Raw genomic sequence first — 23,435 nt, 5'->3', positions numbered from 1 at the left:
GTCACTGGCCCCCCGCGAGGTGGTGCAGGGCACTCATCTGCTGGTTGGTCAGCGGCTTGGCCGAGACCTCCCACCAGGTGTCGAGGCCTTCGCTGTAAATCGGTTGCACCGACGGCCTGCCGAAGCGGTTCTGATACACCGTCGGCGTGCCTTTGGAGTAGTAGTTGGGAATCATGTAGTCACCCCATTGCAGCACTCGGTCGAGGGCGCGGGCGTAACGCACCATGGCGTCGCGGGTATTGGCCTGGACCAGGCCGTCGATCAGCCGGTCTACCGCCGGGTCCGCCAGCACCATCGAATTGGAGCTGCCGACTTGTGTGGCGCTCTGCGAGGCATACAGGCTGTACAGCTCGCGGCCCGGCGAGACGATCGGATCGCCGCTGCGGGGGAAACTGGTGACGATCATGTCGTAATCCCGGGCGTTAAGCCGGTTGATGTACTGCGCCGAATCGATGCGCCGCAGATTCAGGGTGATGCCGATCTGCGCCAGGTTGCGTTTGTAGGGCAGCAGCATGCGGTCGAAGCCGCCCTGGCCGTCGAGGAAGGTGAATTCGAAGGGCTCGCCGGCGGCGTTTACCAGGCGGTTGTTTTTCGGCGTCCATCCGGCCTCCGCCAGCAGTTTCAGGGCCTGCAACTGCTTGTCGCGGATGTAGCCGCTGCCATCGGTTTTCGGCGCCTGATAGACCCGGTTGAAAACCTCGTCCGGAATCTGTCCGCGCAGCGGTTCGAGGATCGCCAGTTCGCCAGCGTCGGGCAGGGCGGTGGCGGCCATTTCACTCTTCGGCCAGTAGCTGTTCTGGCGCACGTAGAAGCCGCGCATCATTTGCTTGTTGGTCCACTCGAAATCCCACAGCAGGCTCAGCGCCTTGCGCACCCGGTGATCCTTGAACAACGGGTTCTGCAGGTTGAACACAAACCCTTGGGCGCTGGTCGGTTTGTCCGGGGCGAGAATCGCCTGTTGCAGGCGTCCGTCACGCAGGGCCGGGCTGTCGTAGCCGACCACGTAGCCGGATGAAGAAAACTCGCGGTTGTAGTCGAACGCCCCGGCCTGCAGCAGTTGCCGGGCGACGTCGGTGTCGCCGTAGAAGTTCACGGTCAGGCTGTCGAAGTTGTACATCCCGCGACTGACCGGCAAGTCCTTGCCCCACCAATCCGGATCGCGCTGGAAACCGATGCTGCGCCCCGCATCGACCTTGCTCACCCGGTACGGGCCACTGCCCAGTGGTGGTTCGAAGCCGCCGCCGTTGGCGAAGTCGCGGGTTTTCCACCAGTGCTCGGGCACCGGTCGCAGCGATGCCAGATCCAGCGCCAGGGTGCGGTTGAGGTTGTTCTTGAAGGTGAAGCGAATCTGTCGCGGGCCTTCGACCAGTACGTCCTGCACATCGGCGTATTGCTGGCGATAACTCAGGCTGCCCTTGGTCATCAGCAACTCGAAGGTGTAGCGCACGTCCTCGGCGGTGATCGGCGTGCCGTCGGCGAAACGCGCCTCGGGATTCAGGTTGAAGCGCACCCACAGACCGCCGGGATCGCGCTCCATGGATTGCGCCACCAGGCCGTAGACGGTGTAGGGCTCGTCCAGCGAACGGAACGCCAGCGGCGAGTACACCCAGTCGTTGACCTGCACCACGGAAATGCCCTGATCGGCATACGGGGTGATGTAGTTGTACTGACCGATCTCCATTGAAGCGCGGCTGAGCGAGCCGCCCTTCGGTGCGTCGGGATTGACGAAGTCGAAGTGCTGGAAACCGGCGGGGTATTTCGGCGCCTCGCCGTACACCGTCATCGCGTAACTGTCGCCGGCCAGCGCAGATGTCGCGTTGCACAGCAGCGCACTGCCGAGCAGCAGGCCGGCCATGTTGCGCAAAAAGTTCATGAGATCACTCCTCAAACCTCTGAAAGAACAAGGAACCCCTGTGGGAGCTGGCAAGTCGGCTCCCACAGGGTTATGCAGTGCTCGATCCTTAGAAGTGGTACGTCATGCGCGCAAACAGCGTGCGACCCAGCGGATCGGTGTAGCGCGGGTCATAACCGCTCTGGAAGTTGTAGGCCTGGTTGGAGAACGGTGGATCGCGGTCGAACAGGTTCTTCACCCCGGCATCGACGTCCAGCACTTTGTCGAAGGTGTAGCCGGCCGACAGGTCCCACACCGAGTACGACGCGACCCGCGCGTTGGTCTCGCGGTCGTAGTCGTTGTAGCCGGTGGTGAAGCGGTTGGTCAGCGCCGCGCGGGCGGCGCCGAAGGTCCAGGAGCCGGTCAGGTTGTGTTTCCAGCGGGCAATCACCCCGTCACCCCTGAAGTCGCCGACCTTGTCGGTGAACGGGCCCTTGATGGTGCTCTGGAAGTCGTACTCGTCGACGTAAGTGCCTTGCAGGCCCAGACCGAACTGACCGTACGGCGTGTTCGGGAAGCGATAGTCCAGCGACACATCGACGCCATTGGTTTCGACGATGCCGAGGTTGGCGTTGCCGGTGACGATGTAGTTGAGCGTGCCGTCGGCGTTGCGCACGAAGCGGTCAGGGTAGCTGCCGGCCTGATCGAACACGGTGGATTCCGGGAACGGCTGGATCTGGTTGGAGATGTGAATCCACCAGAAATCCAGGCCCACGGACAGATTGTTGACCGGCTGATAAACGAAGCCCAAGGTCACGTTGCGAGCTTTCTCCGGTGCCAGGTCTTCGTTGCCGCCGATCTGGTTGAGGAACTGCTGACCGCAATCGCGCCCGCCGTTGCCGCCCGGTTGCACCACGCCGCCGGTACACAGCACCGGGTCGTTGTAGTAGCCCTGGGTGTAGGTGATGCTGCGCGGCGAATACAACTCATACAGCGACGGCGCGCGGAAGCCTTCACTGTAGGCGCCGCGCACCACCAGTTCCTTGAGCGGCTGATAACGGAACGAATATTTCGGGTTGGTGGTGCTGCCGAAGTCGCTGTATTTGTCGTGACGCACCGCGGCGGACAATTCCAGGCTGTCGAGCACCGGCACGTTGATTTCCGCGTAGGCGGCTTTCACGCTGCGGTCGCCCTCGACACTGCCGGCCGGGTCGATGCCCAGGCTCTGGATGTCGCCGGCAAAGGCTTCGAAATCCTGGTGGAATTTCTCTTTGCGGTACTCGCCGCCCAGCGCCAGACCCGACGGGCCGGCACCGAACCAGTCACCGATCTCGCGGCTGATCCGCCCGTCGAAACCGGCGACCCGGCCGACCGCCGTGGAATAGGCGCCGTGGTAAGCGGCCTGATCGATGTATTGCTGACCGGCGCTGGTCTGCGGGCCGAACGGGTTGAGCAGGCCGCTGGCCAGACCGTCGATCATCGCCTGATCGCTGACGTAGCCGCTGGTGACGCTGGAGACGATCTTGTTCTGGTTGTACGAGGCGCCGACGTTGTAGTCCCAGCCGCCGACCAGGCCGTCGAAGCTCAGCAAAAAGCGCTGGCTGGTGTTCTGGTCTTTCGATTCGCGCGGGCCGGCGGCGGTTTCGCGCCAGTTCACGTCCACCGGTTGCGTCGGGTCGAGGGCGAAACCGGTGGGTGCCGGGGTGATGCCGTTGCCGGGGTAGTAGGGCGAGGACGAATCCAGGCTCAGGCCGGTCAATGGTGCAGGTCCCACGGCGGTGGCGTTGTTGTTGCGCGACCAGAAGTATTCGAGGTTGACGTTGTGGTCGTCGGCCAGTTTGCCGGTGGTCTTGCCGAAGAACGAAGTCTTCTCGGTCTCTGGCACCAGGTCGATGTACTCGCGGGTGCTGAAGCGGCAGAGGCCATCGCGGGCCACCAGGTTGGGGCCGTTGCAATTGCTGTTGGCCAGCGGGTTGGTGGCGTTGCCGTTCTGGCTGTAGTTGCCGGGGAACGCGGTGCCGGAGGTCTGGTCCAGGCCACGGCCGGGCACGTAGTCGCGGGCGAACGAACGGTCGTTGGCGTCGAGGTTCTGCTGCTTGTTGTAGTTGAACACGCCGAGCACGTTGAAGCGGTCCTGCTCCAGGTCGCCGTAGCCCCAGCTGGCGCTCATGTCCTTGGTCGCACCGCCGCCGCTGTGGGTCGGGGTTTCGCCGCCGAGGGTGAGCTGGCCGTCGGTCATGGATTTTTTGGTGATGAAGTTGATCACGCCGCCGATGGCGTCGGTGCCGTACAGGGCCGAGGCGCCGTCGCGCAGCACTTCCACGCGCTCGATCGCGGCAAACGGGATCATGTTCAGATCCACCGCGCCGCCGGCCGAGTTGGTGCCCGACAGGGCGTTGTTGGCCAGCCGGCGACCGTTGAGCAGCACCAGTGTCTTGTTCGCGCCGATGCCGCGCATGTCGGCGAACGAGGCGCCGCCGGTGGCCGAGCCGACCGAGCCAGCGCTGTTGTTGATCGACTGGCTGCCGGTGATGCGCTGCACCAGTTCGGCGGTGGTGGTCACGCCCTGTTTGCGCAGCTCATCGGCCTTGAGCACGGTGATCGGCACCGCCGTTTCCGCGTCGACCCGACGGATCGCCGAACCGGTGACTTCGACCCGTTGCAGTTGCGTGGTCGGTGCGACCACCGCAGCGGCGGCCGGGGCGTTGTTGTCGTCCTCGGCCGCCTGAACCCCGGCGCCCATCCCCATGGCCACCAGGTACAACGGAACGAAACGGTGGCGGGAAATCGTCGCCACCAGAGGTTTGAGCGTGAAGCGTGGAGTGTTCATCAGCATGGTTGTTTCCGACTTTGTTAGACGTTTATCGAAATGGCCTTGTGAGCCCTCTTTGCGCGGAGCACGGTGGTGCCGCGCCGCGAAAACCACTTTCTTCAAGCAAGCCGATCCCCTCCGAAGACGCGCTGCGTTTTTCGGTCGGCCGATTGCGACGGGATTCAACGAGCGGTGCCGGGCGCGTCCCTCACTGCGCGCCCGGCACCGCCGTCAGCGGGTGGTCATCACCGATATCTTGGTAATGCCCGAGCGCTCGATGGACGCCATGGCTTTGGCCACCTGGCCGTAATTCACGGCGGAGTCGGCCTGCAGCTGCACGCGCACTTCGGCGTCCCTGGCCTTGACCTCCTTGAGGCTGGCCTCCAGTGATTCCGGCGCCAGCTCGGTCTTGGCCAGGAAGAACTTGCCGTCCTGATCCACGCTGACCACCACCGGATCTTTCTTTTCGGCGGGGGCGACGGCGTCGGTTTTCGGCAGGTTGACCTTGATCGCGTTAGTCATCAGCGGCGCGGTGACGATGAACACCACCAGCAGCACGAGCATCACGTCCACCAGCGGCGTGACGTTCATTTCGCTGAGCACTTCATCGCTGTCTTGAGTGGAAAAGGACATCAGCTGGCCTCCCGCACGGCGGCCGTGGATTTGGCGATAGCCTGGCGGCTGATGGAAAACGCGCTGCGCGAGGCGAGGGCGTCGAAGTCGTGGGCGAAGTCATCCATGTCTGCCGAGGCCAGCTTCAGGCGTCGCAGGAAGAAGTTGTAAATCAGCACCGCCGGCACCGCGACGGCAATCCCCACACCGGTGGCGATCAGCGCGTGGCCGATCGGCCCGGCCACGGTTTCCAGGCTGGCCGAACCGCTGGCGCCGATGCTTTGCAGGGCTTCCATGATTCCCCACACGGTGCCGAACAGGCCAATGAACGGCGCGGTGCTGCCGATACTGGCGAGGATCGCCTGGCCGTTTTCCAGCGAGCGGCGTTCCTTCTGGATCTGTTGGCGCAGATTGCGTTCCAGTCGGTCGGAACGGTTGATGGTGTGCGCCAGTTGCTGGGTGGTGCGCGGGGATTCTTCTACCAGCAGGGCTTCGAACCCGCTGCTGGCGATCCGCGCGAGCGAGCCCGGATATTGGCTGGCGTGTTCGGCGGCGGTGAGCAAATCCGGCGCGCCCCAGAAGGCTTTGCTGAACTGCCGGTTCTGGGTTTTCTGGCGCAGGTATTGCGCCGACTTGACCAGCAGGATCGCCCAGCTGACCACGGAAAACAGCACCAGCCCCCAGAGCACGCCGGGGACAATCATCGAAGACAGAGAATCGTTCATGGCTACACCTCGCTTGCGTTAATCGGTTGTGAGTTCGGTTGTCGCGCCGTCATTGCGGCAATTTGAAATCGATGGTCTGGGTGGCGAAGCCGTCGATCGGTGTGTCACCGCGTTTGGCCGGAATGAACTTCCAGGCCTTCACCGCCGCGACCGCCGCGTCATCCAGTTGCGGCTTGCCGCTGGACTTGGTCACCGTCACCGAGCCTGCGCGACCGTTGGCCAGCACCTGAATCCGCAGCACCACGCTGCCTTCCCAGTTGCGCCGCAGGGCCAGCGACGGGTATTCCGGCGGCGGGTTGCCGAGGCTGGCGAGGCCGGATATCGCCGCCGTCTCTTTCACCGGGCCCGGTGCCGCCGCAGGTGCCGGTGGCGCGCTCGGAGTGGCCGGGGCGGCAGGCGCAGCCGGTTGCGCAGGGGCGGGCGGCGCTTTCGGCGGCTCGACCTTTTTCACCGGTTTGGGTTTCTCGACCGGTTTCGGTTTTTCGATCGGCTTGGGTTTCTCCACCGGTTTGGGCGGCGGCTTGACCGCGTCCTCGTCTTCCACCGGTTGTTCCGGCTCGGGCGGGGGCGGTGGTGGGGGCGGCGGCTCCGGTGTCGGCGGGGCCGGAGGTGTCGGGCTGGTCAGCTCGACGGTCATTTCCGGAATTTCCGGTGGCGTGGGCAGCGGCTCGGCCCTGGCCTGCTGGAAAAACCACCAGGCGCCGCCGTGTATCAACGCCGACACCGCTACCAGCAACAGCATCTGCTGTTTGTTCAGGCCGCCGGGCTGTGAAGTGTTGGCCTTATAGACGGGCCGATCCGCCACCGACGCAAGCGCTGCGTTCGGTAATGGCCCCGGCGGCGTTCTGTGCTTTACCGCATCGTTCATTAAAGCTCCCTCGGGTGGATGAAGGGCAATAAGGTGCCGTTCGAACAACACAGGGTTGTTCGAGTGAGTGGTCGCAACTTTCATACAGGTGTGCAGAAGCCGATAGTTAAACTATCTATTGAACAGGGCTTGTGCAGCTTGTTGCTTCAGTAATGCCGACTTCGATGGTTCATTGATCCGGTCCGTGGCTGTTCTTTTATAAGTGAGTGTGCAATTGAGTGGCGAACATCATTCTTGCCCTCATGGTTGATGCAATAGCAACCGCTGTGCCAAAGAGTGACCAATTGTGTAGCGGTTATTTCACGGATGATGCCTGTGTCGCATTTATATAAGTTTCATTGAGCACGCCGGTTTTCATGGGCGCATAACCTCCCGACGGCCCTGTTTGCAGGGCTTTTTTCGGGGCGAGACAGGCTTGGCGCGGTATCGCGCTGTTCAGCGAGATAGAGCGGCTGTTCTCGTGTCGGCCAGGACGCTTGATGGTGCGTGGCGGACTGATTTGGTGCGGGTCAGTGTTTTAGCGGGTCACAGGCGATATTCCTTGTTCTTGTCTAAATAAAGTAAGGCTCGGGGTAATGATTGACAGTGCAGTTTTGGTGCGCTTTGAACATTAACGCCGAACGGCGAAAGTTGTATCGATGTGCTGTCTGGAAGTTATTGTCGAACAATGTGTTGTTGCATTCATTAATGCAGCGCGCACGCAATGACTTCTTGCGTACTATTTAAAAAATAAATAGTGCAGGCGTTCAGGTAATAAAAGGAATGCACGGACTGTTCGCAGGACGAACACGGCGCAGGTACACGGGGACGCAGAGAAGAGTGTGGCGCAGCAGATGAAGATTCACGCGGTGAACTCCTTGTTGCCAGCTCGGATACGCGAACTTTTGGTTCGGTATCGCACCTTACAAGAACGCGGATAGCGTTCGCTGATTGCTCTTGGTGCGGGATGGGCACCGCCAGCGCTGTTTTGCGAGATCAGGGATTCGCAAGCTGCCGATCAATGCGCAATCCGTGCCAAATTCGATACAACAGCTATAAATAGGCCCAGGCAGGATGCCTTTCGCAGTGGAGGAGGGGTTATGTATCAGCTCTACGGACATCGCAATTCAGGGGCGGCGGCCATCGAGGCGGCGCTCGAGCTGTGCCAGGTGGCTTACCGCTTCATCGATATCGAGGCCAGCGCGGAAGCGGCGCAGGAGCTGGCGCGGCTCAACCCGCTCAAACAGATCCCGACCCTGCAACTGCCGGACGGCAGTGTCATCACCGAAAGTGCGGCAATCCTGATTCATCTGGGGTTGAGTTTCCCGCAATCCGGTCTGCTGCCCGCCACAGGCGCTGATCGGGATCAGGCGATTCGCGGTTTGGTGTACATCGTCAGCAATTGTTACGCGGCCATCGGCGTCATTGATTACCCCGAGCGCTGGCTGGTGATGCCGGACGAGGCCTCGCGGCAGAATCTGATGGCGGGTGCGCGGGAGCGACTGCACTGGACCTGGGAGGTGTTTGCCGACCAGTTCTCCGCCGAGCTGTACCTGGACGATGAAACGCCAGGGGCGCTGGATGTGCTGGCAGCGGTGGTCACGCGCTGGGCCGGTGCCCGCGAACACCTGCGCCAGGCTCGACCCGGTTTCCATGCGTGGCTGCAGCGCATCGACCGGCACCCGGTATTGGCGCCGGTCTTTGCGCGGCATTGGCCCGGTTAAGAAATCGAATCTGATGGTGATCGTTCCCACGCTCTGCGTGGGAATGCAGCCCGGGACGCTCCGCGTCCCAAAGCGTGACGCAGAGCGTCACAGGAGGCATTCCCACGCAGAGTGTGGGAACGAACATCAGGAGCGTGGGAACGATCAGGGTGGCGGCATCACTCGCCGCGAATGTACTGCTCCAGCTGTTTGATCAGCTCGGCCTGTTCGGCGATCGCTTCCTTGACCAGGTCGCCGATCGACAGCAGTCCGATCAGTTTGCCGTCCTCCACCACGGGCAAGTGACGCAGGCGTTTGTCGGACATGATGCCCAGGCAGGTGTCGACGGTCTGGTGAGTGTCCACCGTGATCACGTTCGCCACCATGATGTCGCGCACCGGCGTGCCCACCGACGAGCGCCCGTGCAGCACCAGTTTGCGCGCGTAGTCGCGCTCGCTGATGATACCCACCACTTTTTCGTCTTCCACCACGAGCAAGGCGCCGACGTTCTTCTCGGCCATTTTCATCAGCGCTTCGAGCACCATGTGATCGGGTTTGATCTGGTGCACTTCCTGATTTTTCTGATCTTTGAGCTTGAGCAGTTGGGCGACGGTTTTCATGGCGGTTACTCAGGTGTTGTCGTTGTTCTTCAAGCATCGTAGACCGTGGCGCACAGAGCAAGGTCGCAAAACGGCAGATAACACGCAAAAAACGTCATTTGACCGGGTTTTTCATGGCGAGGCCTTTGTCACCGGTTACGGCAATGCCGCGTAGAATGCCCGTCTGAATCAATTCTTGAGGTCGCAGTGGTGGATTTACAGCAGGGTTTTGTCCTGACCCGGCATTGGCGCGACACCCCGGCCGGCACTGAAGTCGAGTTCTGGCTGGCGACTGACGCCGGCCCGCGCCGTGTGCGTCTTGCGCATCAGCCGTCGGTGGCGTTCATCCCGGCGGCGCAGCGTGAGCAGTCCGAGCGGGTGCTGGCGGACGAAAAGAACGTCGAACTGCGCCCCCTCGCTTTGCAGGATTTCGAGCATCGCCCGGTGCTTGGGCTGTATTGCCAGCAGCACGGTCAGTTGATGCGCCTGGAGACCACGCTTAACCGCCACGGTATCGACGTCTACGAAGCCGATGTGCGACCGCCCGAGCGTTACCTGATGGAGCGCTTCATCACCGCGCCGGTGTGGTTCGGCGGCACGCCCGATGCCGACGGTATGTTGCTCGACGCCCACCTCAAGCCTGCGCCCGACTATCGTCCGCAATTGCGCCTGGTCTCGCTGGACATCGAAACCACCGAGCAGGGCGAGTTGTATTCCATCGCGCTGGAGGGCTGCGGTGAACGCCAGGTGTACATGCTCGGCGCACCGAACGGCGATCACAGCATCGTCGATTTCGACCTTGAGTATTGCGAATCGCGAACCCTGATCCTCAAGAAACTCAACGACTGGTTCGCCCGTCACGACCCCGACGCGATCATCGGCTGGAACCTCGTGCAGTTCGACTTGCGCATTCTCCATGAGCACGCCCGACGCCTCGGTGTGCCGCTCAAGCTCGGGCGCGACGGTGAGGAAATGCAGTGGCGCGAACACGGCAGCCGCAATCATTACTTCGCGGCAGCGGCGGGGCGGTTGATCATCGATGGCATCGAATCCCTGCGTTCGGCGACCTGGAGTTTCCCTTCGTTCAGCCTGGAAAACGTCGCCCAGACCCTGCTCGGCGAGGGCAAGTCGATCGACAACCCGTACCAGCGCATGGACGAGATCAACCGCATGTTCGCCGAGGACAAACCGGCGCTGGCCAAGTACAACCTCAAGGACTGCGAACTGGTCACGCGGATTTTTGCCAGGACCGAGCTGCTGAAGTTTTTGCTTGAGCGCGCGAGCGTCACCGGTTTGCCGGCGGATCGCAGCGGCGGCTCGGTGGCAGCGTTCACGCACTTGTATATGCCGTTGATGCACCGTCAGGGTTTTGTGGCGCCGAACCTTGGTACCAATCCGCCGCAGGCCAGCCCCGGCGGATTTGTCATGGACTCGCAACCGGGGCTGTACGAATCGGTGCTGGTGCTCGACTACAAGAGCCTTTATCCGTCGATCATCCGCACCTTTCTGATTGACCCGGTGGGCTTGATCGAAGGCTTGCAGCATCCGGATGACGCCGATTCGGTGCCGGGTTTTCGCGGTGCCCGATTCTCCCGCACCCGGCATTGCCTGCCGTCCATCGTCGCCCGGGTCGCCGAGGGCCGCGAGACCGCCAAACGCGAGCACAACGCGCCGTTGTCCCAGGCGCTGAAGATCATCATGAACGCCTTCTACGGCGTGCTCGGCTCCAGCGGTTGCCGGTTTTTCGATACGCGACTGGCGTCCTCGATCACCCTGCGCGGCCACGAAATCATGCTGCGTACCCGGCAGTTGATCGAGGCTCAGGGCCACGCGGTGATTTATGGCGATACCGATTCGACCTTCGTCTGGCTGCGTCGCCCCCACGGTCAGGAAGAGGCGGCGAACATTGGCCGGGCGCTGGTGCAGCACGTCAACGACTGGTGGCGCGAGCATGTGCGTGAGCAGTACGGGCTGGAAAGCGCCCTCGAATTGCAGTTCGAAACCCACTACAAACGGTTCCTGATGCCGACCATTCGTGGCGCGGAAGAGGGCAGCAAAAAGCGTTATGCCGGCCTGGTGACCCGCGCCGACGGCAGTGAGGAAATGGTCTACAAAGGCCTGGAGACCGTGCGCACCGACTGGTCGCTGCTGGCCCGGCAGTTTCAGCAGGAGCTTTACGAGCGGATTTTCCAGCGCAGGCCGTATCAGGATTACGTGCGCGAGTACGTGCGCAAGACCCTGGCCGGTGAGTTCGACGAGCGACTGGTTTACCGCAAGCGCCTGCGCCGCACCCTCGACGACTACGAACGCAACGTACCGCCGCATGTTCGTGCCGCGCGGCTGGCCGACGATTACAACGCGCAACACGGTCGCCCACGGCAATACCAGAACGGTGGCTGGATCAGCTACGTCATCACCCTGGCCGGCCCCGAGCCGCTGGAAGTGCGCCGCGCGGCCATCGACTACGACCACTACATCACCCGCCAGCTGCAACCGGTGGCGGATGCGATCCTGCCGTTTGTCGACGACGATTTCTCAACCCTGATCGGGGGGCAACTGGGCCTGTTTTGAGTCCAGCAGTTGCAGGGTCCATTCGTCCTGGATGCCGTGGAAATAACGCTCGAGCGCCTGATGCCAGAGACTGTCGTCGTCCGCGAACTGGGCGAACAACGTCATCGATGAGTGGAATTTCAGATCGTCCGGGTGGCCGAAGATGTCGGCAATCGAGCGTTGCTGCACATTCAGTACAAGCTGCGTGCAGGTCCGCAGCCGGGCGCCGAGCAGTTCATGGGCCAGATAGGCTCGGGCTTCCCCGGCGGAGCTGATGGCGAACCGCCGCGACATCTCGCTGCCCCCGAGCCCGGCGAACTGCGGGAACACGAACCACATCCAGTGGCTGCGTTTGCGGCCCTCGTCGAGCTCGCGCTGGACCCGTTCGAACACCGGGTCCTGGGCGAGCAGGAAGCGTTGCAGGTTGAATGGATCGTCCTGATCAGTGCTTCTCATGGCGAAGCCCTCTGTCAGTCGGCGGTGGCTCAGACCATGGCCAGCCGCTGCTTGCGTTGTGGCGCGTGAAACGCCTGGTCCAGCGCCGCCAGATCCCCGGCATCAAGTTGCAGCTGCGCCGCCTGTGCATTGAGCTGCACGTGTTCCGGGCGCACGGCCTTGGGAATCGCAATCACGCCATCCTGACGCAGAATCCACGCCAGCGAAACCTGTGCCGGGGTCACGCCGTGACGAGTGGCAATCTGTTTCAGCACCGGCTCGGCCAGCATCGCACCGCCCTGGCCGATCGGGCAGTACGCCATCAACGGCATGCGCGCTTGCTGGCACCACGGCAGCAGGTCGAATTCGATGCCGCGTTCCTCCAGGTTGTACAGCACCTGATTGGTGGCACAGACCGAACTCGACAGCTCCTCAAGATCGTCGACATCGAAGTTCGAGACGCCCCAACGGCAGATCTTGCCGTCTTCGCGCAAACGCTCGAAGGCCTCGACGGTTTCGTCCAGCGGATACTGGCCGCGCCAATGCAGCAGATAGAGATCGATGTAATCGGTGTCGAGCCGGCGCAGACTGCGCTCGCAGGCCTGGGGAATGCCTTTGCGGCTGGCGTTGTGCGGGTAGACCTTGCTCACCAGGAACACTTGATCGCGCAGGCCGGCAATGGCCTCGCCGACCAGGCTTTCGGCACCGCCCTCGGCGTACATTTCGGCGGTGTCGATCAGGGTCATGCCCAGTTCGATACCGCTGCGCAGGGCGGCCACTTCACGCTTGTGCGCCGAGCGGTCTTCGCCCATGCGCCAGGTGCCCTGGCCAATCACCGGAACCTGCACGCCAGCCAGTTCGAGGGTACGCATTCAAACCTCCTTTCTGAAACGGTCGATACCTTGAGTGGGCAGCAGGATAGCCCACGGGTTCCGTCCGGTTCCAGAAAGGAGGCAGGAGTGGTTACCTGGCGGAGAACTTCAACACAACGCTTTGGGTATAGGTCTGGCCGGGATCGAGGCGGGTACTCGGGAAGTTCGGCTGGTTCGGCGAATCCGGGTAGTGCTGGGTTTCCAGGGTGAACGCGCCCCAGTGCGGATAGACCTTGCCACCCTTGCCCTTGACCGTGCCGTCGAGGAAGTTGCTGGTGTAGAACTGCACGCCAGGTTCGGTGGTGAACAGTTGCAAGTGGCGGCCCGATTGCGGGTCGCTGACTTCGGCGGCGAGTTTGCTGACGTCACCCTTGGTGTCCAGCGCCCAGTTGAAATCGAAGCCACCCTGTTTCTCTTCGGCGAATTTCAGTTGCGGATGATCGGCCTTGATGTGCTGGCCGATGGCGGTGGGTTTGGTGAAGTCCATCGGCGTGCCGGCCACGGGGGCCAGTTCGCCGGTCGGGATCAGTTTGGCGGTGACCGGGGTGTAATGGCTGGCGTGCAGGGTGGCGACTTGCTTGAGGATGTCGCCATTGCCGGCGCCGGCGAGGTTGAAGTAGCTGTGGTTGGTCAGGTTGAGCACCGTGGGTTTGTCGGTGCTGGCCTTGTAGTCGATGCGCAGCTCGTTGGAGTCGGTGAGGCGGTAGGTCACTTCGGTGGTGAGATTGCCGGGGAACCCCATTTCACCATCCGCCGACAGGTAGGTCAGGGTCACGCCCACCGAATCCTTGTCTTTGGTTTGCGTTGCCTTCCAGACCTTTTTGTCGAAACCCTGAGTGCCGCCGTGCAAGGCGTTGGTCTTGTCGTTCTGTGGCACTTGATAGCGTTTGCCGTCGAGTTCGAAGGCACCATCGGCAAGACGATTGCCGAAGCGGCCGATGGTGGCGCCGAAGTACGCGGTGCCTTTCTGGTAACCCTGCACATCGTCGAAGCCGAGGACGATGTCGTCGAGCTTGCCGTGTTTGTCCGGCACTTGCAGCGACTGCAAGGTGGCGCCGTAGGTGATGACCGTGGCCTGCATGCCGTGGCTGTTGCGCAGGATGTATTGCTCGACGGGCGTGCCGTCATTGGTCTTGCCGAAGGCTTTGTGTTCGCTGGACAGGCCGGCGGCCTGGGCGGAGAGAGTGGCGATCATCAGGGACAGTCCGAGGCCGCAAAGTGAGTGTCGGGATTGAAGCATGGTTGACCTTCCTTTTTGTTGTTGTTTTAAAAATCTCTAAATAGTCATGCTAATTGATGTTCAAGTGAAGATTTATAGCGGATTAAACGGTTAATGCAAAAATAAAGTCGGACTAAATTCCTTGGGCATTGTGAACCGAAGATCGGGAATCCACGCCGGCACTGCACTTTTGCGAAATCCCCGGCTCTATCCATGGCCAGGGTGCGGTGACTTCCGCCGCACAGGAACGTGTCCGTCAAAGAATTCATGCCGAGAGTTTTGCACCCCATCGCTGCATTCATTCATCGCCCGTGCCTGCTGCTGGCCTGCCTGTCGACGCTGTTGCTCGGCGGTTGCAGCCATCAGGACGGCAACAACTTCATCACCCAGATGCGCGAGGGCAGGCCGCAGGAGTTTCTTCAGACCAGCGTCGATCGCATGGCCACGCTGGCGATGCGCGACAACCTCGACAGCCTCTATCGCTTGATGGGCAAGTTGTACCTGCGCAACCCGGACGAGTTGCGCAAATCCGGTTTTCTCGACATTCGTACCGCGGTCAAACAAGTGCGGCTGGCCGTCGAACAGCAACAACCGTTGCCGACCCTCGGCGGCAAAAAAGACCTGGCCGCGCTGAGCTATGCCATGAGCCCTGAATTTCTCGGCGACCGGGTCGGCGCGTTCATCTATGCGATCGGCAGCATGCTGGTCACCGCCCACGGCAACCGCACCGAGTTCTACATGACCGATGCGATCAACCCGACCTTCGTCAACAACGCCGCGCGCAACATCGAGAAAGCCACGTGGATCCTCGCCCAGCGGCAGAACAAGGAAGGCCAGCCGCTGCTGTTCTCCAACGAGATTTCCGAGGAGGGCAGCAATCTGAGCTTCGCCACGGAGTTCGGAAAAATCGTGGCGCGCCTTGATTTGCTGACCCAGATGCTCGACGAGCGCTACCGGCGCATCGGCCTGAATTACGCCCAGAGCCTGCTGTTTTTGAATTTCTTGCCCGTGCAGTGAGCCTGGTCGGGTAGAGTGGCGGACGATTGTGTTTGTATACAATTTTCTGTCCGATTTGACTCAAAGGGAGCTGCAACCGTCATGACCGACCCCGCAAGCGCCGAATACTCGAGCCTGGAACGTGCCGCCCGCACGGACAAACTGCCTTACGCCGCGCTGCTGGCGTTTGCCATGACCGGCTTCATCGCCATCCTCACCGAAACCCTGCCCGCCGGCCTGTTGCCGCAGATCGGCGCCGGCCTGGGCGTCAGCGAAGTGCTGGCCGGGCAACTGGTGACGCTGTATGCGCTGGGCTCGATTGTCGCGGCGATTCCGCTGACGGTCGCCACCCGCGGCTGGGGGCGCAAGCGGGTGCTGCTGATGACAGTCGGCGGGTTTCTGCTGTTCAACACCATCACCACCGTTTCCAGCCATTACGGTTTGACCCTGGCCTCGCGGTTTCTGGCCGGGATGGCGGCGGGGCTGTCGTGGGGGATCATGGCCGGTTACGCGCGCGGAATCGTGCCGGTGCATCAGCAAGGTCGGGCGCTGGCGATTGCCATGCTCGGCACCCCGGTGGCCCTGTCGCTGGGCACGCCGGCCGGCACCTGGCTGGGCAATGCAATCGGCTGGCGCGCCTCGTTCGGGATCATGTCGGCACTGGCGCTGGTACTGGCGGCCTGGATCGTCATTGCCGTGCCGGATCGTCCCGGCCAGGCCCGTGCCGAACGGTTGCCGTTGATGCAGTCGCTGCGTTTGCCCGGTGTACGCCCGGTGTTGTTCGTGGTGCTGACCTGGATGCTCGGCCACAACATTCTCTACACCTACATCGCGCCGTTTCTGACGCAGGCCGGTCTTGGCGAGCGGGTTGACCTGGTACTGCTGGTCTTCGGCCTGTGTTCGTTGCTGGGGATCTGGATCATCGGCCTGCTGGTGGATCGCTGGTTGCGCGGACTGGCGCTGATCAGTCTCGCGGTGTTTGCCGTGACCGCGCTGGTGCTGGCACTGGTCGCCCCATCGCCCTGGCTGATGTATGCGTGCATGGCGGTATGGGGCCTGTCGTTCGGCGGCTCGGCGACGTTGCTGCTGACGGCCGCAGCGGACTCTGCCGGGGAACATGTGGATGTGGTGCAGGCAATGCTCACCACCTCGTGGAACGTGGCGATCGCCGGCGGCGGCTTGTTTGGCGGCTTGCTGCTGGACCGGGCAGGGGCGATGTCGTTTCCGTGGGCGTTGCTGATCCTGTCGCTGATCGCACTGGCTACCGTCTGGCTCAACAGCACCCACAGTTTCAAACCGGGCCGGCGGCAGCACTGACACTCAAGAAATGGCATAACGATAGATCGGATCGATATAGGTGGTTATAAGAAAAATCGCTATGCTGCGGGCCAGATTTTTCCTGTTGTCTTCTGGATGTCTTCATGGAATTGGCAAATTTCGGCCTGGTGATTGCCGGGCTGGTGGTGGGGTTCATCGTTGGCATGACCGGTGTTGGCGGCGGTTCGTTGATGACGCCGATCCTGCTCTGGTTCGGCATCAATCCGGCCACGGCGGTGGGCACGGATCTGCTGTACGCGGCCATCACCAAATCCAGCGGCGTGCTGGTGCACAGGAAAAACAAGAATATCGACTGGGCCATTACCGGCTGGCTGACCCTGGGCAGTGTCCCGGCAGTGGCGATGACCTTGTGGTTCCTCAGCACCCTGCACACCGCGCCGGACGCGATGAACGCCATCATCAAGCAGGCACTCGGCTTCGTGCTGTTCGCCACCGCGCTGGCGATTCTGTTCAAGAAGCGCCTGCTGGAATTCGCCCACAAACGTGCCGGCGGTAACTACAACCCCAGCGGCGCGCGCCTGAATGTCATGACCGTGATCACCGGTCTGATCCTCGGCACCATGGTCGCCCTGACCTCCATCGGCGCCGGCGCCCTCGGCACCGTCGCGCTGTTCATCCTTTATCCGCTGCTGCCGACCCGCCGCCTGGTCGGCACCGAAATCGCCCACGCCGTACCGCTGACCCTGGTCGCCGGCCTCGGCCACGCGAGCATGGGCAACATGGACTGGGGTGTGCTGGGTTTCCTGCTGGTGGGCTCGTTGCCGGGCATCTGGCTCGGCAGCCACCTGACCGGCCGCGTCTCCGATGAACTTCTGCGCCCGTGCCTGGCGACGATGCTGGTGTTGATCGGTTACAAACTGGCGTTCTGATCGGCGAGCATCTATGACCCCGAAGGCTCAAGCATCCGGCTGACGCGGTCATAAAAGGTAAACAAACGGGCGACAGGATCGCGCCCGTCCGGTTGCGCAAAACCGGTGCTGACCTAAGCTTTGGGCAAGGCGAAACACTTTTGCCGGGCACCACCCGGAACAATCGCCGCGATGCGCAATCATTAGAGCGTGGATATCAAAAGGAGATGCGCATGCTCATCAGGTCACTGACCCTGACACTCTTGCTGGCGATTGCCGGCCCCCTGTTCGCCGCCGACGGCGATTCCCCTCTGGACGTCGACAAGGGCATTAACCGCCCGGTGATCGTGATCGCTTCCAGTACGGTCGATTCTTATTGGGTCAGCCTGAAAAAAGCGCTGGACGACCCGGCCAACAAACAAGGCATCGCCGACCGCAAGATCAAGGTCTACACCATCCTGAGCATGAGCGGTCAGGTCGATGGCAAAAGCATGGAGCAGCAGCAGACCATGGCGTTGCTGCGCTCGCTGAAGCTGGGCGCCGGGGCGTATCCGAAAGTGTTTCTGGTGGGCAAGGATGGTGAGACCAAACTGTCGGCTTCGGGGGAGGAAGCCGCGACGGTCGACCTGAAGAAAATTTTCGACACCATCGATGCGCTGCCTGCCGCCGAGAAAGAAACCACTTCCACCGTGGTGACGGCGCCGGCTGCTGCAGAACCGGCCCCGGCCAAAGGCGCGAAAGGGACAAAACCGACGAAGCCGACCAAACCGGCCAAGCCACCGGAAATGCCGGATGATTGATTGAGGCAGGCTCTGAATGAAAATGGCGAACGTTATAAAGCGTTCGCCATTTTTTTTGCCCGCCGGAATGACCCCGATGCTTTGAATATCAGGTCATGAGCTGACGGATGACATTGACCAGAACCGGAGAAAAAGCCGCGAGCTGGCCATTCTTGGGAGTCAACATGTCATCAAGGAGAATGCCCAGTAGCTCTTCATCTTCAAGGTCATCGGGTTGCATGCCTCCTGTAAAGATCAGCTGATCAACCAGCTGTTTCCGCGCCCCTATGAGTCCGCGATTGCTTTCTTCGGTATGACCGAGATTCAAGATTTCCAAGGCTGAATTTGCGCGTTCGGTTTTGCCGGTCACTCTACCGGACAGGTAAAACTTCAATTCCGACTCGCACTCCTCCATCAAGGGCGTCAGATCCAGTGGGCGGGTGCCTCGATGATGTCCACATTGATTCTGGCGCTGGCAACTGGCGACGATGTTGGTGAACTCCAATGTGCGATTGGGGGCCTTATCCTGGGCTTCAACGTGCTCGTTATGTGAGTTGTCGCCTGCAATGGTCTGGCAGCAATAGGCGCAAAGGCTGAACTGTTCCGCTATACAGGCCGTGCGCACGCTCACACGTTCTTCGCTGGGCAGGTCCCGGTAACGTAATGTTGTGTTGGCGCGTTTCCATCTGATGAGTTGTTCCGGCTCGGCTCCCTTGGTGATCTTACGCACGACGCAGCTCCAGCTTGCGCAGCAACAGCGCTGCTTTCGCCAGTTCGATATGACCGTCTGGAAGTTCTTCTGCCAGTTCGGCGAATAGCTTCTGTGCGGTTTCCAGATCACCGTCCTGCAAGCGTTCGAGCAACGCGTTCAAGCGTTTTTGAACGTCGCTGTTGCGGATATCGGTGTCCATGACTTCCAGCAGCACCTGATTGGCATCGAGTCCGTATAGGCCGTTGTGTTCGTGGAGTTCACCGTCATTGAGCACGTAAACCAGAACATCCTTGGCGTCACTAATGACCAGTGGCGAATGGGTGGTCAGCACGAACTGGCAGTTGGGGAAGGTTTCGCTCAGTTGGCGGATCAAGCTGCGTTGCCATTTTGGGTGCAGGTGCAGATCCACTTCGTCGATCAGCACGATGCCGTCGCCATGGAGTGGGTTGTCCAGGGACTGGTTCATCATCGCCAAACGGCGGGCGATATCACCGACCAGCGCCATCATCGACTTCTCGCCTTGAGAGAGCTGGGCGACGTTGAGGGTGACGCCATCCTTGTCGATGGCCATGTGCAGGCGCGGTTTGCGTTGCACGCGCAGGTTGGTGAAGCCGGGCATGAACGCGGCGATGGCGGAGCGCACGGCAGTCAGTTGGCGGTCGCGGGAGGAGGCTTTCAGTTTGGACAGGGTTTGCCAGACCTCGCTGTCCGAGCCGAATTTTTCGGAGATTTCAGCCAGTGCAGTGTCGGAAATACCGGTTTCGTTTTCGCTGTCTTCGCGTTCGCGGAACCACTCGAAGAAACGGCGGAAGTCGACGCCTCGGTTGAGCGAGTTGTCGTAGCCGTCGAGTTGGTCGAAGGTGTGTTTGGTTTTGATTTTTAGCGGGATTTCGAGCACGGAGCGCTCTACTGGGTAGTACGCGATCAGCGGTAGCGACGCCTTTTCATCGGTTGTGAGCTGATTCCGATAGTGGTCTGCAAGAGCGGAAGCATCGGTCAACGAACTAAAGAATGTTGCTTTTCGCCCTTGTCGCGTACGCGCTACACCCCATGCAAAGAGGTGAGAGTTTTTCTCTGCATCGGGAGCATGAGTCCGTGGATGCGTTAAATCTGCAACTTCAATGACCACAAGCGCGCTGGACGCCCCGTTACGAATAGCTTCATCCGTAATGTGGTTGCCATTGCCCTTCTCGTTGCGAACTCTAGCTACAAACCAACTGAGTGAAACGGCTAATGATGTTAAGAGAGTAGTTTTACCTGCGCCGTTATTGCCTACAAGCACCGTGACATTTGAGGTGTGGCTTTTTGTTGGCGCCAACTGAATCTCAAGATCGGTGAACCGACTGATATTTTCGACAAAGAATTTGTTGATTTCCATTGCAACGCCCTTTGAGGGTCAGCCGGATTAGAGAATTTGACGAGCATTATGTCATCCCCTGCCCAAGATTGATCTGGTGCAGTTTAGATACATCCATTCCAATCGCTCATCTTTGAAAAATAGTTACCGCACATGTCACGTAATCTAGCTGCGCAAAGGCCTTCAATGCCGTCGGAGATTTCCTTCAAAACGCGGCGGCGTTGGTGAACTGGTGGCTCGAGTCGTACGCCGATAACCTTTCCGGGCCGCTGCAAAATCAGCGGTCGGATGTGGAAGTCCGGTTTTAGATTCATTCACCAAGCCTCATAAAGCGCATGGCGACATCTTTTATGTCAACATCGCGGCCTTTTGGTGGCTGTACGCGGGAGCGCTTTCGAGTGCGCCGGGTTCGGGTGATTGGCTCGGTCTTCCACACCTGCGTACAGCTGCCACCCTCATGTGGAAGTGAGATGGGTAGCGTTCTCAGCAATCCCCATTGGAGTTACACCCATGAAGAAAACGGATTTCGAATCACCTGAAATTTGCACCGAATCAACCAAGCCCCGCTACATCCCCATCACCGGCATCGACTGCCAGATCCCCTGTCTACTGATCGACCGCGAAGCCCCGGTTGACGTACTCCACGGCACCGCTGCCTACCGCTTGCGCAGCGTGACGCAACTGCTAGAAACCCTTTCGCTCAGCGACGGTACAGGCCACGACGCATTACTGCTGCAGGACTTCGCCCGGGTGCTGGCAATCCCGCTGCGCGACAGCTGCGATCTGATGGATGTACTGGGCTGGAAGCTACAGGCGTAGTTTTCAACCTCCCAGACAAAAACGGGCGATCTTCTCAGACCGCCTGTTTTTTTATGGCGTGCTTATCGGGTCAATTCCCCGAGAATCCTGTGCGCAATCTTCACCCGTTCTCCATTCGGATAGTTGCGGTTCGCCAGAATCACGATCCCGACTTTCTTCGATGGCACGAACGCGACATACGCGCCGTAGCCAGCGGTGGAACCCGTCTTGTTCAGCAGCACGTTCGCCGGTTCAGGCTGTGGCGGATTCAGCCATTTGACCTTGTGCGGTTCCATGGCCATTGGCGTCGAGTTGCCGTCCAGCAGGCGTTCGAGGCTGATCGGGTAGGCGTAGCGTTCCCAGCCCAGGCCCTGGGTCATGTCACCAACGGTGTAGTAGCCGGAGTGGGTGAGGGCGATGGCTTTTTGCAGCGGTGTTTCGAGTCTGGTGGTGTCGAGGTTGGCCTCGACGTATTGCAGCAGGTCGGCGGCACTGGTTTTTACGCCGTAGGCTTCGGAATCCAGTGCGCCGGGGCTGACGCGAACCGGTTTGTTGGTCTTGTCATAGCCCTGGGCATAGAGCTTTTGTTCAGACGCGGGCACCGACAGGTAGGTGTGCTTGATTCCGAGTTTCGGCAGCAGGGTTTCAGTCATGACTTGATTGAATGGCTGGCCCAGGCTTTTCGCCGCCAGGTAACCGAACAAGCCAATGCTCGGGTTGGAATACAGACGCTGGCTACCGGCCGGAAACGTCGGTTTCCAGTGTTGGTAATAGCCGAGCATCTTGTCGGCAGAATCCGCGGCATCCGGAAATTGCAGTGGCAGGCCACCGGCGCTGTAGGTGCCCAGTTGCAGCAGGCTGATGTGGTCGAAGGCGCTGCCTTTCAGCTCGGGCCAGTGCTGGCTGGCCTTGTCGGAGAATTGCAGTTTGCCGCTGGCCTGGGCGTAGGCGGCGAGGGTTGCGGTGAAGGTTTTGCTCACCGAGCCGATTTCGAACAGGGTGTTTTCATTCACCGCTTGCCCGGTGCTCTTGTCGGCGACCCCGTAGTTAAAGTAATGCGCCTTGCCATCGACGGTCACGGCCACGGCCAGCCCCGCGATGTCCTGTTGCTGCATGACTGGCGTCACAGTGGCCTTGACCAGCGCTTGCAACTGGTCGTCGGTTTGCGGGGCGGCCAGGCAAGTGGCTGCGCCGAAGAGGAGTCCAAAAGCGCTGAAGGACTTGAGTTTGTTCAGGTTGATCGAAGACATGCTTGAACCACTCTCCATGAGTGTTGATGGTGTTATCCCGCTACACTGCGAGCGTTTTTCATCGGGTTGCTGATCAGCGCCGCAAATCTAGGCAGTCCCGCGTCTTTCGACAAACGATGAAATCTCGGACGAGCCATTAGAAAAATTTGGGATTTGGCATGATTCGACCTCAATTGCCATTAAATGCATTACGCGCTTTTGAAGCTTCCGCGCGCCACCTCAGTTTCACCCGTGCCGCCGTGGAGTTGTGTGTGACTCAGGCGGCCGTCAGCCATCAGGTCAAAAGCCTGGAGGCGCAACTCGGCGTGATCCTGTTCAAACGCCTGCCCCGTGGGCTGATGCTGACCGGTGAGGGCGAAACCCTGCTGCCGGTGCTGACCACATCGTTCGATCATATTGCGCAAATGCTCGAGCGTCTGGCGGGCGGGCAATATCGGGAAATGCTTACGGTCGGTGCGGTGGGCACCTTCGCGGTGGGCTGGTTGTTGCCGAGGCTGGCGGACTTTCAGGCGAAACATCCGCTCATAGATTTGCGGCTGTCGACCAACAACAATCGGGTGGACGTCGCCGCCGAAGGCCTGGATTACGCGATCCGGTTCGGCGCCGGGGCGTGGCACGGCATCGAGGCGACCCGTTTGCTTGAGGCGCCATTGTCGGTGCTCTGCGTGCCGGAAATTGCCCGACAGTTGCACACGCCGGGGGACCTTTTGCAGCAACGTTTGTTGCGTTCTTATCGCACCGATGAGTGGCCGGAATGGTTTCACGCGGCGGGTCTGGCGACGCATGCCGCGCCGCCCCAGAGCATTGTGTTCGACTCGTCGCTGGCGATGATGGAAGCGGCGCTGCAGGGCGGCGGGGTAGCGTTGGCGCCGCCGTTGATGTTTGCCCGGCAACTGGCGGCGGATTTGATCCGCCAACCCTTTGCCATCGAAATCACCACCGGCAGCTATTGGCTGACGCGCTTGCAGTCACGGCCGGAGACTTCGGCGATGGCAGCGTTCAAGCATTGGTTGCTGGAAATTTCAGACTAGTGAACGTCCTTGTGGGAGCGAGCTTGCTCGCGAAGACGGCCTCAAATTCGAAAAATTTATCGACTGACGCTCCGCCATCGTCGGATCGCCGCCCGGAGCAAGCTCGACCCCACAGGGTATT

General features: G+C 60.8%; 20 protein-coding genes. 8 read left to right on the top strand and 12 right to left on the bottom strand.

All coding sequences use genetic code 11. The features are described 5' to 3' along the window. Position 1 precedes the first annotated feature (1 nt). The 5 genes from MKZ87_RS23865 to MKZ87_RS23845 form a co-directional block, all read right to left on the bottom strand. Positions 2–1,873, bottom strand: a complete 1,872-nt coding sequence (locus MKZ87_RS23865; protein ID WP_085703295.1) for an extracellular solute-binding protein — start codon at positions 1,871–1,873, stop codon at positions 2–4. Positions 1,874–1,961: 88 nt separating this feature from the next. Further along, complete coding sequence (locus MKZ87_RS23860) at positions 1,962–4,667, bottom strand: TonB-dependent receptor (protein ID WP_085703294.1); 2,706 nt, start codon at positions 4,665–4,667, stop codon at positions 1,962–1,964. A gap of 207 nt (positions 4,668–4,874) precedes the next feature. Continuing rightward, entirely contained in the window at positions 4,875–5,276 is a 402-nt protein-coding gene (locus MKZ87_RS23855) for an ExbD/TolR family protein (RefSeq protein ID WP_085703293.1), read from the bottom strand. Next, positions 5,276–5,980, bottom strand: a complete 705-nt coding sequence (locus MKZ87_RS23850; protein WP_007959058.1) for a MotA/TolQ/ExbB proton channel family protein — start codon at positions 5,978–5,980, stop codon at positions 5,276–5,278. Before MKZ87_RS23850 ends, MKZ87_RS23855 begins: the two co-directional genes overlap by 1 nt. Before the next feature lie 49 nt (positions 5,981–6,029). Further along, positions 6,030–6,848, bottom strand: a complete 819-nt coding sequence (locus tag MKZ87_RS23845) for a TonB family protein (RefSeq protein ID WP_085703292.1) — start codon at positions 6,846–6,848, stop codon at positions 6,030–6,032. 1,079 nt (positions 6,849–7,927) lie between these two features. On the opposite strand from MKZ87_RS23845, the gene MKZ87_RS23840 reads away from it, so the two are divergent. Then, positions 7,928–8,551, top strand: a complete 624-nt coding sequence (locus tag MKZ87_RS23840) for a glutathione S-transferase (protein WP_085698949.1) — start codon at positions 7,928–7,930, stop codon at positions 8,549–8,551. A gap of 158 nt (positions 8,552–8,709) precedes the next feature. On the opposite strand, the gene MKZ87_RS23835 is transcribed toward MKZ87_RS23840, so the two are convergent. Next, complete coding sequence (locus MKZ87_RS23835) at positions 8,710–9,150, bottom strand: CBS domain-containing protein (RefSeq protein WP_085698951.1); 441 nt, start codon at positions 9,148–9,150, stop codon at positions 8,710–8,712. A 189-nt stretch (positions 9,151–9,339) separates the two neighbouring features. Here MKZ87_RS23835 and MKZ87_RS23830 point away from each other — a divergent pair, with 189 nt between their 5' ends. Next, positions 9,340–11,700, top strand: a complete 2,361-nt coding sequence (locus MKZ87_RS23830; RefSeq protein ID WP_266202050.1) for a DNA polymerase II — start codon at positions 9,340–9,342, stop codon at positions 11,698–11,700. Here MKZ87_RS23830 and MKZ87_RS23825 read toward each other — a convergent pair. The 3 genes from MKZ87_RS23825 to MKZ87_RS23815 form a co-directional block, all read right to left on the bottom strand. Next, positions 11,665–12,135: a DUF1810 domain-containing protein gene (locus MKZ87_RS23825; RefSeq protein WP_266202049.1), complete on the bottom strand. Its 471-nt coding sequence runs from the start codon at positions 12,133–12,135 to the stop codon at positions 11,665–11,667. The two genes, MKZ87_RS23830 and MKZ87_RS23825, sit on opposite strands and share 36 nt — an antisense overlap. 29 nt (positions 12,136–12,164) lie before the next feature. Next, positions 12,165–12,986 (bottom strand): aldo/keto reductase, encoded by an 822-nt coding sequence (locus MKZ87_RS23820; protein ID WP_266202048.1) that lies wholly within the window; start codon positions 12,984–12,986, stop codon positions 12,165–12,167. A 91-nt stretch (positions 12,987–13,077) separates the two neighbouring features. Beyond that, the gene (locus tag MKZ87_RS23815; protein ID WP_227232960.1) at positions 13,078–14,226 is read right to left on the bottom strand and encodes an aldose epimerase family protein; all 1,149 of its coding nucleotides are present in this window, start codon (positions 14,224–14,226) and stop codon (positions 13,078–13,080) included. Between the two features lie 246 nt (positions 14,227–14,472). Here MKZ87_RS23815 and MKZ87_RS23810 point away from each other — a divergent pair, with 246 nt between their 5' ends. The 4 genes from MKZ87_RS23810 (at position 14,473) to MKZ87_RS23795 (ending at position 18,187) form a co-directional block, all read left to right on the top strand. Then, positions 14,473–15,222 carry a hypothetical protein gene (locus MKZ87_RS23810; RefSeq protein WP_085686885.1) on the top strand — a complete coding sequence of 250 codons (750 nt, stop codon included), beginning with the start codon at positions 14,473–14,475 and terminating at the stop codon, positions 15,220–15,222. A gap of 81 nt (positions 15,223–15,303) precedes the next feature. After that, positions 15,304–16,518 (top strand): MFS transporter, encoded by a 1,215-nt coding sequence (locus tag MKZ87_RS23805; RefSeq protein ID WP_085698962.1) that lies wholly within the window; start codon positions 15,304–15,306, stop codon positions 16,516–16,518. Between the two features lie 104 nt (positions 16,519–16,622). Beyond that, positions 16,623–17,408, top strand: a complete 786-nt coding sequence (locus MKZ87_RS23800; RefSeq protein WP_011335062.1) for a sulfite exporter TauE/SafE family protein — start codon at positions 16,623–16,625, stop codon at positions 17,406–17,408. 212 nt (positions 17,409–17,620) lie between these two features. After that, positions 17,621–18,187, top strand: coding sequence for a DUF4174 domain-containing protein (locus tag MKZ87_RS23795; RefSeq protein WP_085698964.1), 567 nt, complete (start codon positions 17,621–17,623; stop codon positions 18,185–18,187). 88 nt (positions 18,188–18,275) lie between these two features. On the opposite strand, the gene MKZ87_RS23790 is transcribed toward MKZ87_RS23795, so the two are convergent. Both MKZ87_RS23790 and MKZ87_RS23785 read right to left on the bottom strand, forming a co-directional pair. Beyond that, the gene (locus MKZ87_RS23790; RefSeq protein WP_085703288.1) at positions 18,276–18,896 is read right to left on the bottom strand and encodes a retron system putative HNH endonuclease; all 621 of its coding nucleotides are present in this window, start codon (positions 18,894–18,896) and stop codon (positions 18,276–18,278) included. After that, positions 18,889–20,256 carry an AAA family ATPase gene (locus MKZ87_RS23785; protein WP_085703287.1) on the bottom strand — a complete coding sequence of 456 codons (1,368 nt, stop codon included), beginning with the start codon at positions 20,254–20,256 and terminating at the stop codon, positions 18,889–18,891. Before MKZ87_RS23785 ends, MKZ87_RS23790 begins: the two co-directional genes overlap by 8 nt. Positions 20,257–20,745: 489 nt before the next feature. Here MKZ87_RS23785 and MKZ87_RS23780 point away from each other — a divergent pair, with 489 nt between their 5' ends. Continuing rightward, on the top strand, positions 20,746–21,054 hold the full coding sequence (locus MKZ87_RS23780; RefSeq protein WP_085703286.1) for a hypothetical protein: 309 nt from the start codon (positions 20,746–20,748) through the stop codon (positions 21,052–21,054). A gap of 62 nt (positions 21,055–21,116) precedes the next feature. On the opposite strand, the gene ampC is transcribed toward MKZ87_RS23780, so the two are convergent. Further along, complete coding sequence (gene ampC, locus MKZ87_RS23775) at positions 21,117–22,283, bottom strand: class C beta-lactamase (protein WP_085703285.1); 1,167 nt, start codon at positions 22,281–22,283, stop codon at positions 21,117–21,119. 158 nt (positions 22,284–22,441) lie between these two features. Here ampC and MKZ87_RS23770 point away from each other — a divergent pair, with 158 nt between their 5' ends. Next, positions 22,442–23,314 (top strand): LysR family transcriptional regulator, encoded by an 873-nt coding sequence (locus MKZ87_RS23770; protein ID WP_085698968.1) that lies wholly within the window; start codon positions 22,442–22,444, stop codon positions 23,312–23,314. Positions 23,315–23,435: the final 121 nt, after the last annotated feature.

Source organism: Pseudomonas sp. MCal1 (assembly GCF_026341415.1).
In the GTDB taxonomy this organism is placed as follows: Bacteria; Pseudomonadota; Gammaproteobacteria; order Pseudomonadales; family Pseudomonadaceae; genus Aquipseudomonas.
This window is presented reverse-complemented; position numbering and strand designations above follow the sequence as displayed.

Excerpts from the sequence above, each read along its gene's own strand:
- MKZ87_RS23820 (WP_266202048.1), bottom strand. The coding sequence starts at position 12,986 with ATGCGTACCCTCGAACTGGCTGGCGTGCAGGTTCCGGTGATTGGCCAG.
- MKZ87_RS23815 (WP_227232960.1), bottom strand. The coding sequence starts at position 14,226 with ATGCTTCAATCCCGACACTCACTTTGCGGCCTCGGACTGTCCCTGATG.
- MKZ87_RS23825 (WP_266202049.1), bottom strand. The coding sequence starts at position 12,135 with ATGAGAAGCACTGATCAGGACGATCCATTCAACCTGCAACGCTTCCTG.
- MKZ87_RS23795 (WP_085698964.1), top strand. The coding sequence starts at position 17,621 with ATGCTCATCAGGTCACTGACCCTGACACTCTTGCTGGCGATTGCCGGC.
- MKZ87_RS23855 (WP_085703293.1), bottom strand. The coding sequence starts at position 5,276 with ATGTCCTTTTCCACTCAAGACAGCGATGAAGTGCTCAGCGAAATGAAC.
- ampC (WP_085703285.1), bottom strand. The coding sequence starts at position 22,283 with ATGTCTTCGATCAACCTGAACAAACTCAAGTCCTTCAGCGCTTTTGGA.
- MKZ87_RS23805 (WP_085698962.1), top strand. The coding sequence starts at position 15,304 with ATGACCGACCCCGCAAGCGCCGAATACTCGAGCCTGGAACGTGCCGCC.
- MKZ87_RS23770 (WP_085698968.1), top strand. The coding sequence starts at position 22,442 with ATGATTCGACCTCAATTGCCATTAAATGCATTACGCGCTTTTGAAGCT.
- MKZ87_RS23865 (WP_085703295.1), bottom strand. The coding sequence starts at position 1,873 with ATGAACTTTTTGCGCAACATGGCCGGCCTGCTGCTCGGCAGTGCGCTG.
- MKZ87_RS23845 (WP_085703292.1), bottom strand. The coding sequence starts at position 6,848 with ATGAACGATGCGGTAAAGCACAGAACGCCGCCGGGGCCATTACCGAAC.
- MKZ87_RS23785 (WP_085703287.1), bottom strand. The coding sequence starts at position 20,256 with ATGGAAATCAACAAATTCTTTGTCGAAAATATCAGTCGGTTCACCGAT.
- MKZ87_RS23810 (WP_085686885.1), top strand. The coding sequence starts at position 14,473 with ATGCCGAGAGTTTTGCACCCCATCGCTGCATTCATTCATCGCCCGTGC.
- MKZ87_RS23835 (WP_085698951.1), bottom strand. The coding sequence starts at position 9,150 with ATGAAAACCGTCGCCCAACTGCTCAAGCTCAAAGATCAGAAAAATCAG.
- MKZ87_RS23840 (WP_085698949.1), top strand. The coding sequence starts at position 7,928 with ATGTATCAGCTCTACGGACATCGCAATTCAGGGGCGGCGGCCATCGAG.
- MKZ87_RS23780 (WP_085703286.1), top strand. The coding sequence starts at position 20,746 with ATGAAGAAAACGGATTTCGAATCACCTGAAATTTGCACCGAATCAACC.
- MKZ87_RS23800 (WP_011335062.1), top strand. The coding sequence starts at position 16,623 with ATGGAATTGGCAAATTTCGGCCTGGTGATTGCCGGGCTGGTGGTGGGG.
- MKZ87_RS23860 (WP_085703294.1), bottom strand. The coding sequence starts at position 4,667 with ATGCTGATGAACACTCCACGCTTCACGCTCAAACCTCTGGTGGCGACG.
- MKZ87_RS23850 (WP_007959058.1), bottom strand. The coding sequence starts at position 5,980 with ATGAACGATTCTCTGTCTTCGATGATTGTCCCCGGCGTGCTCTGGGGG.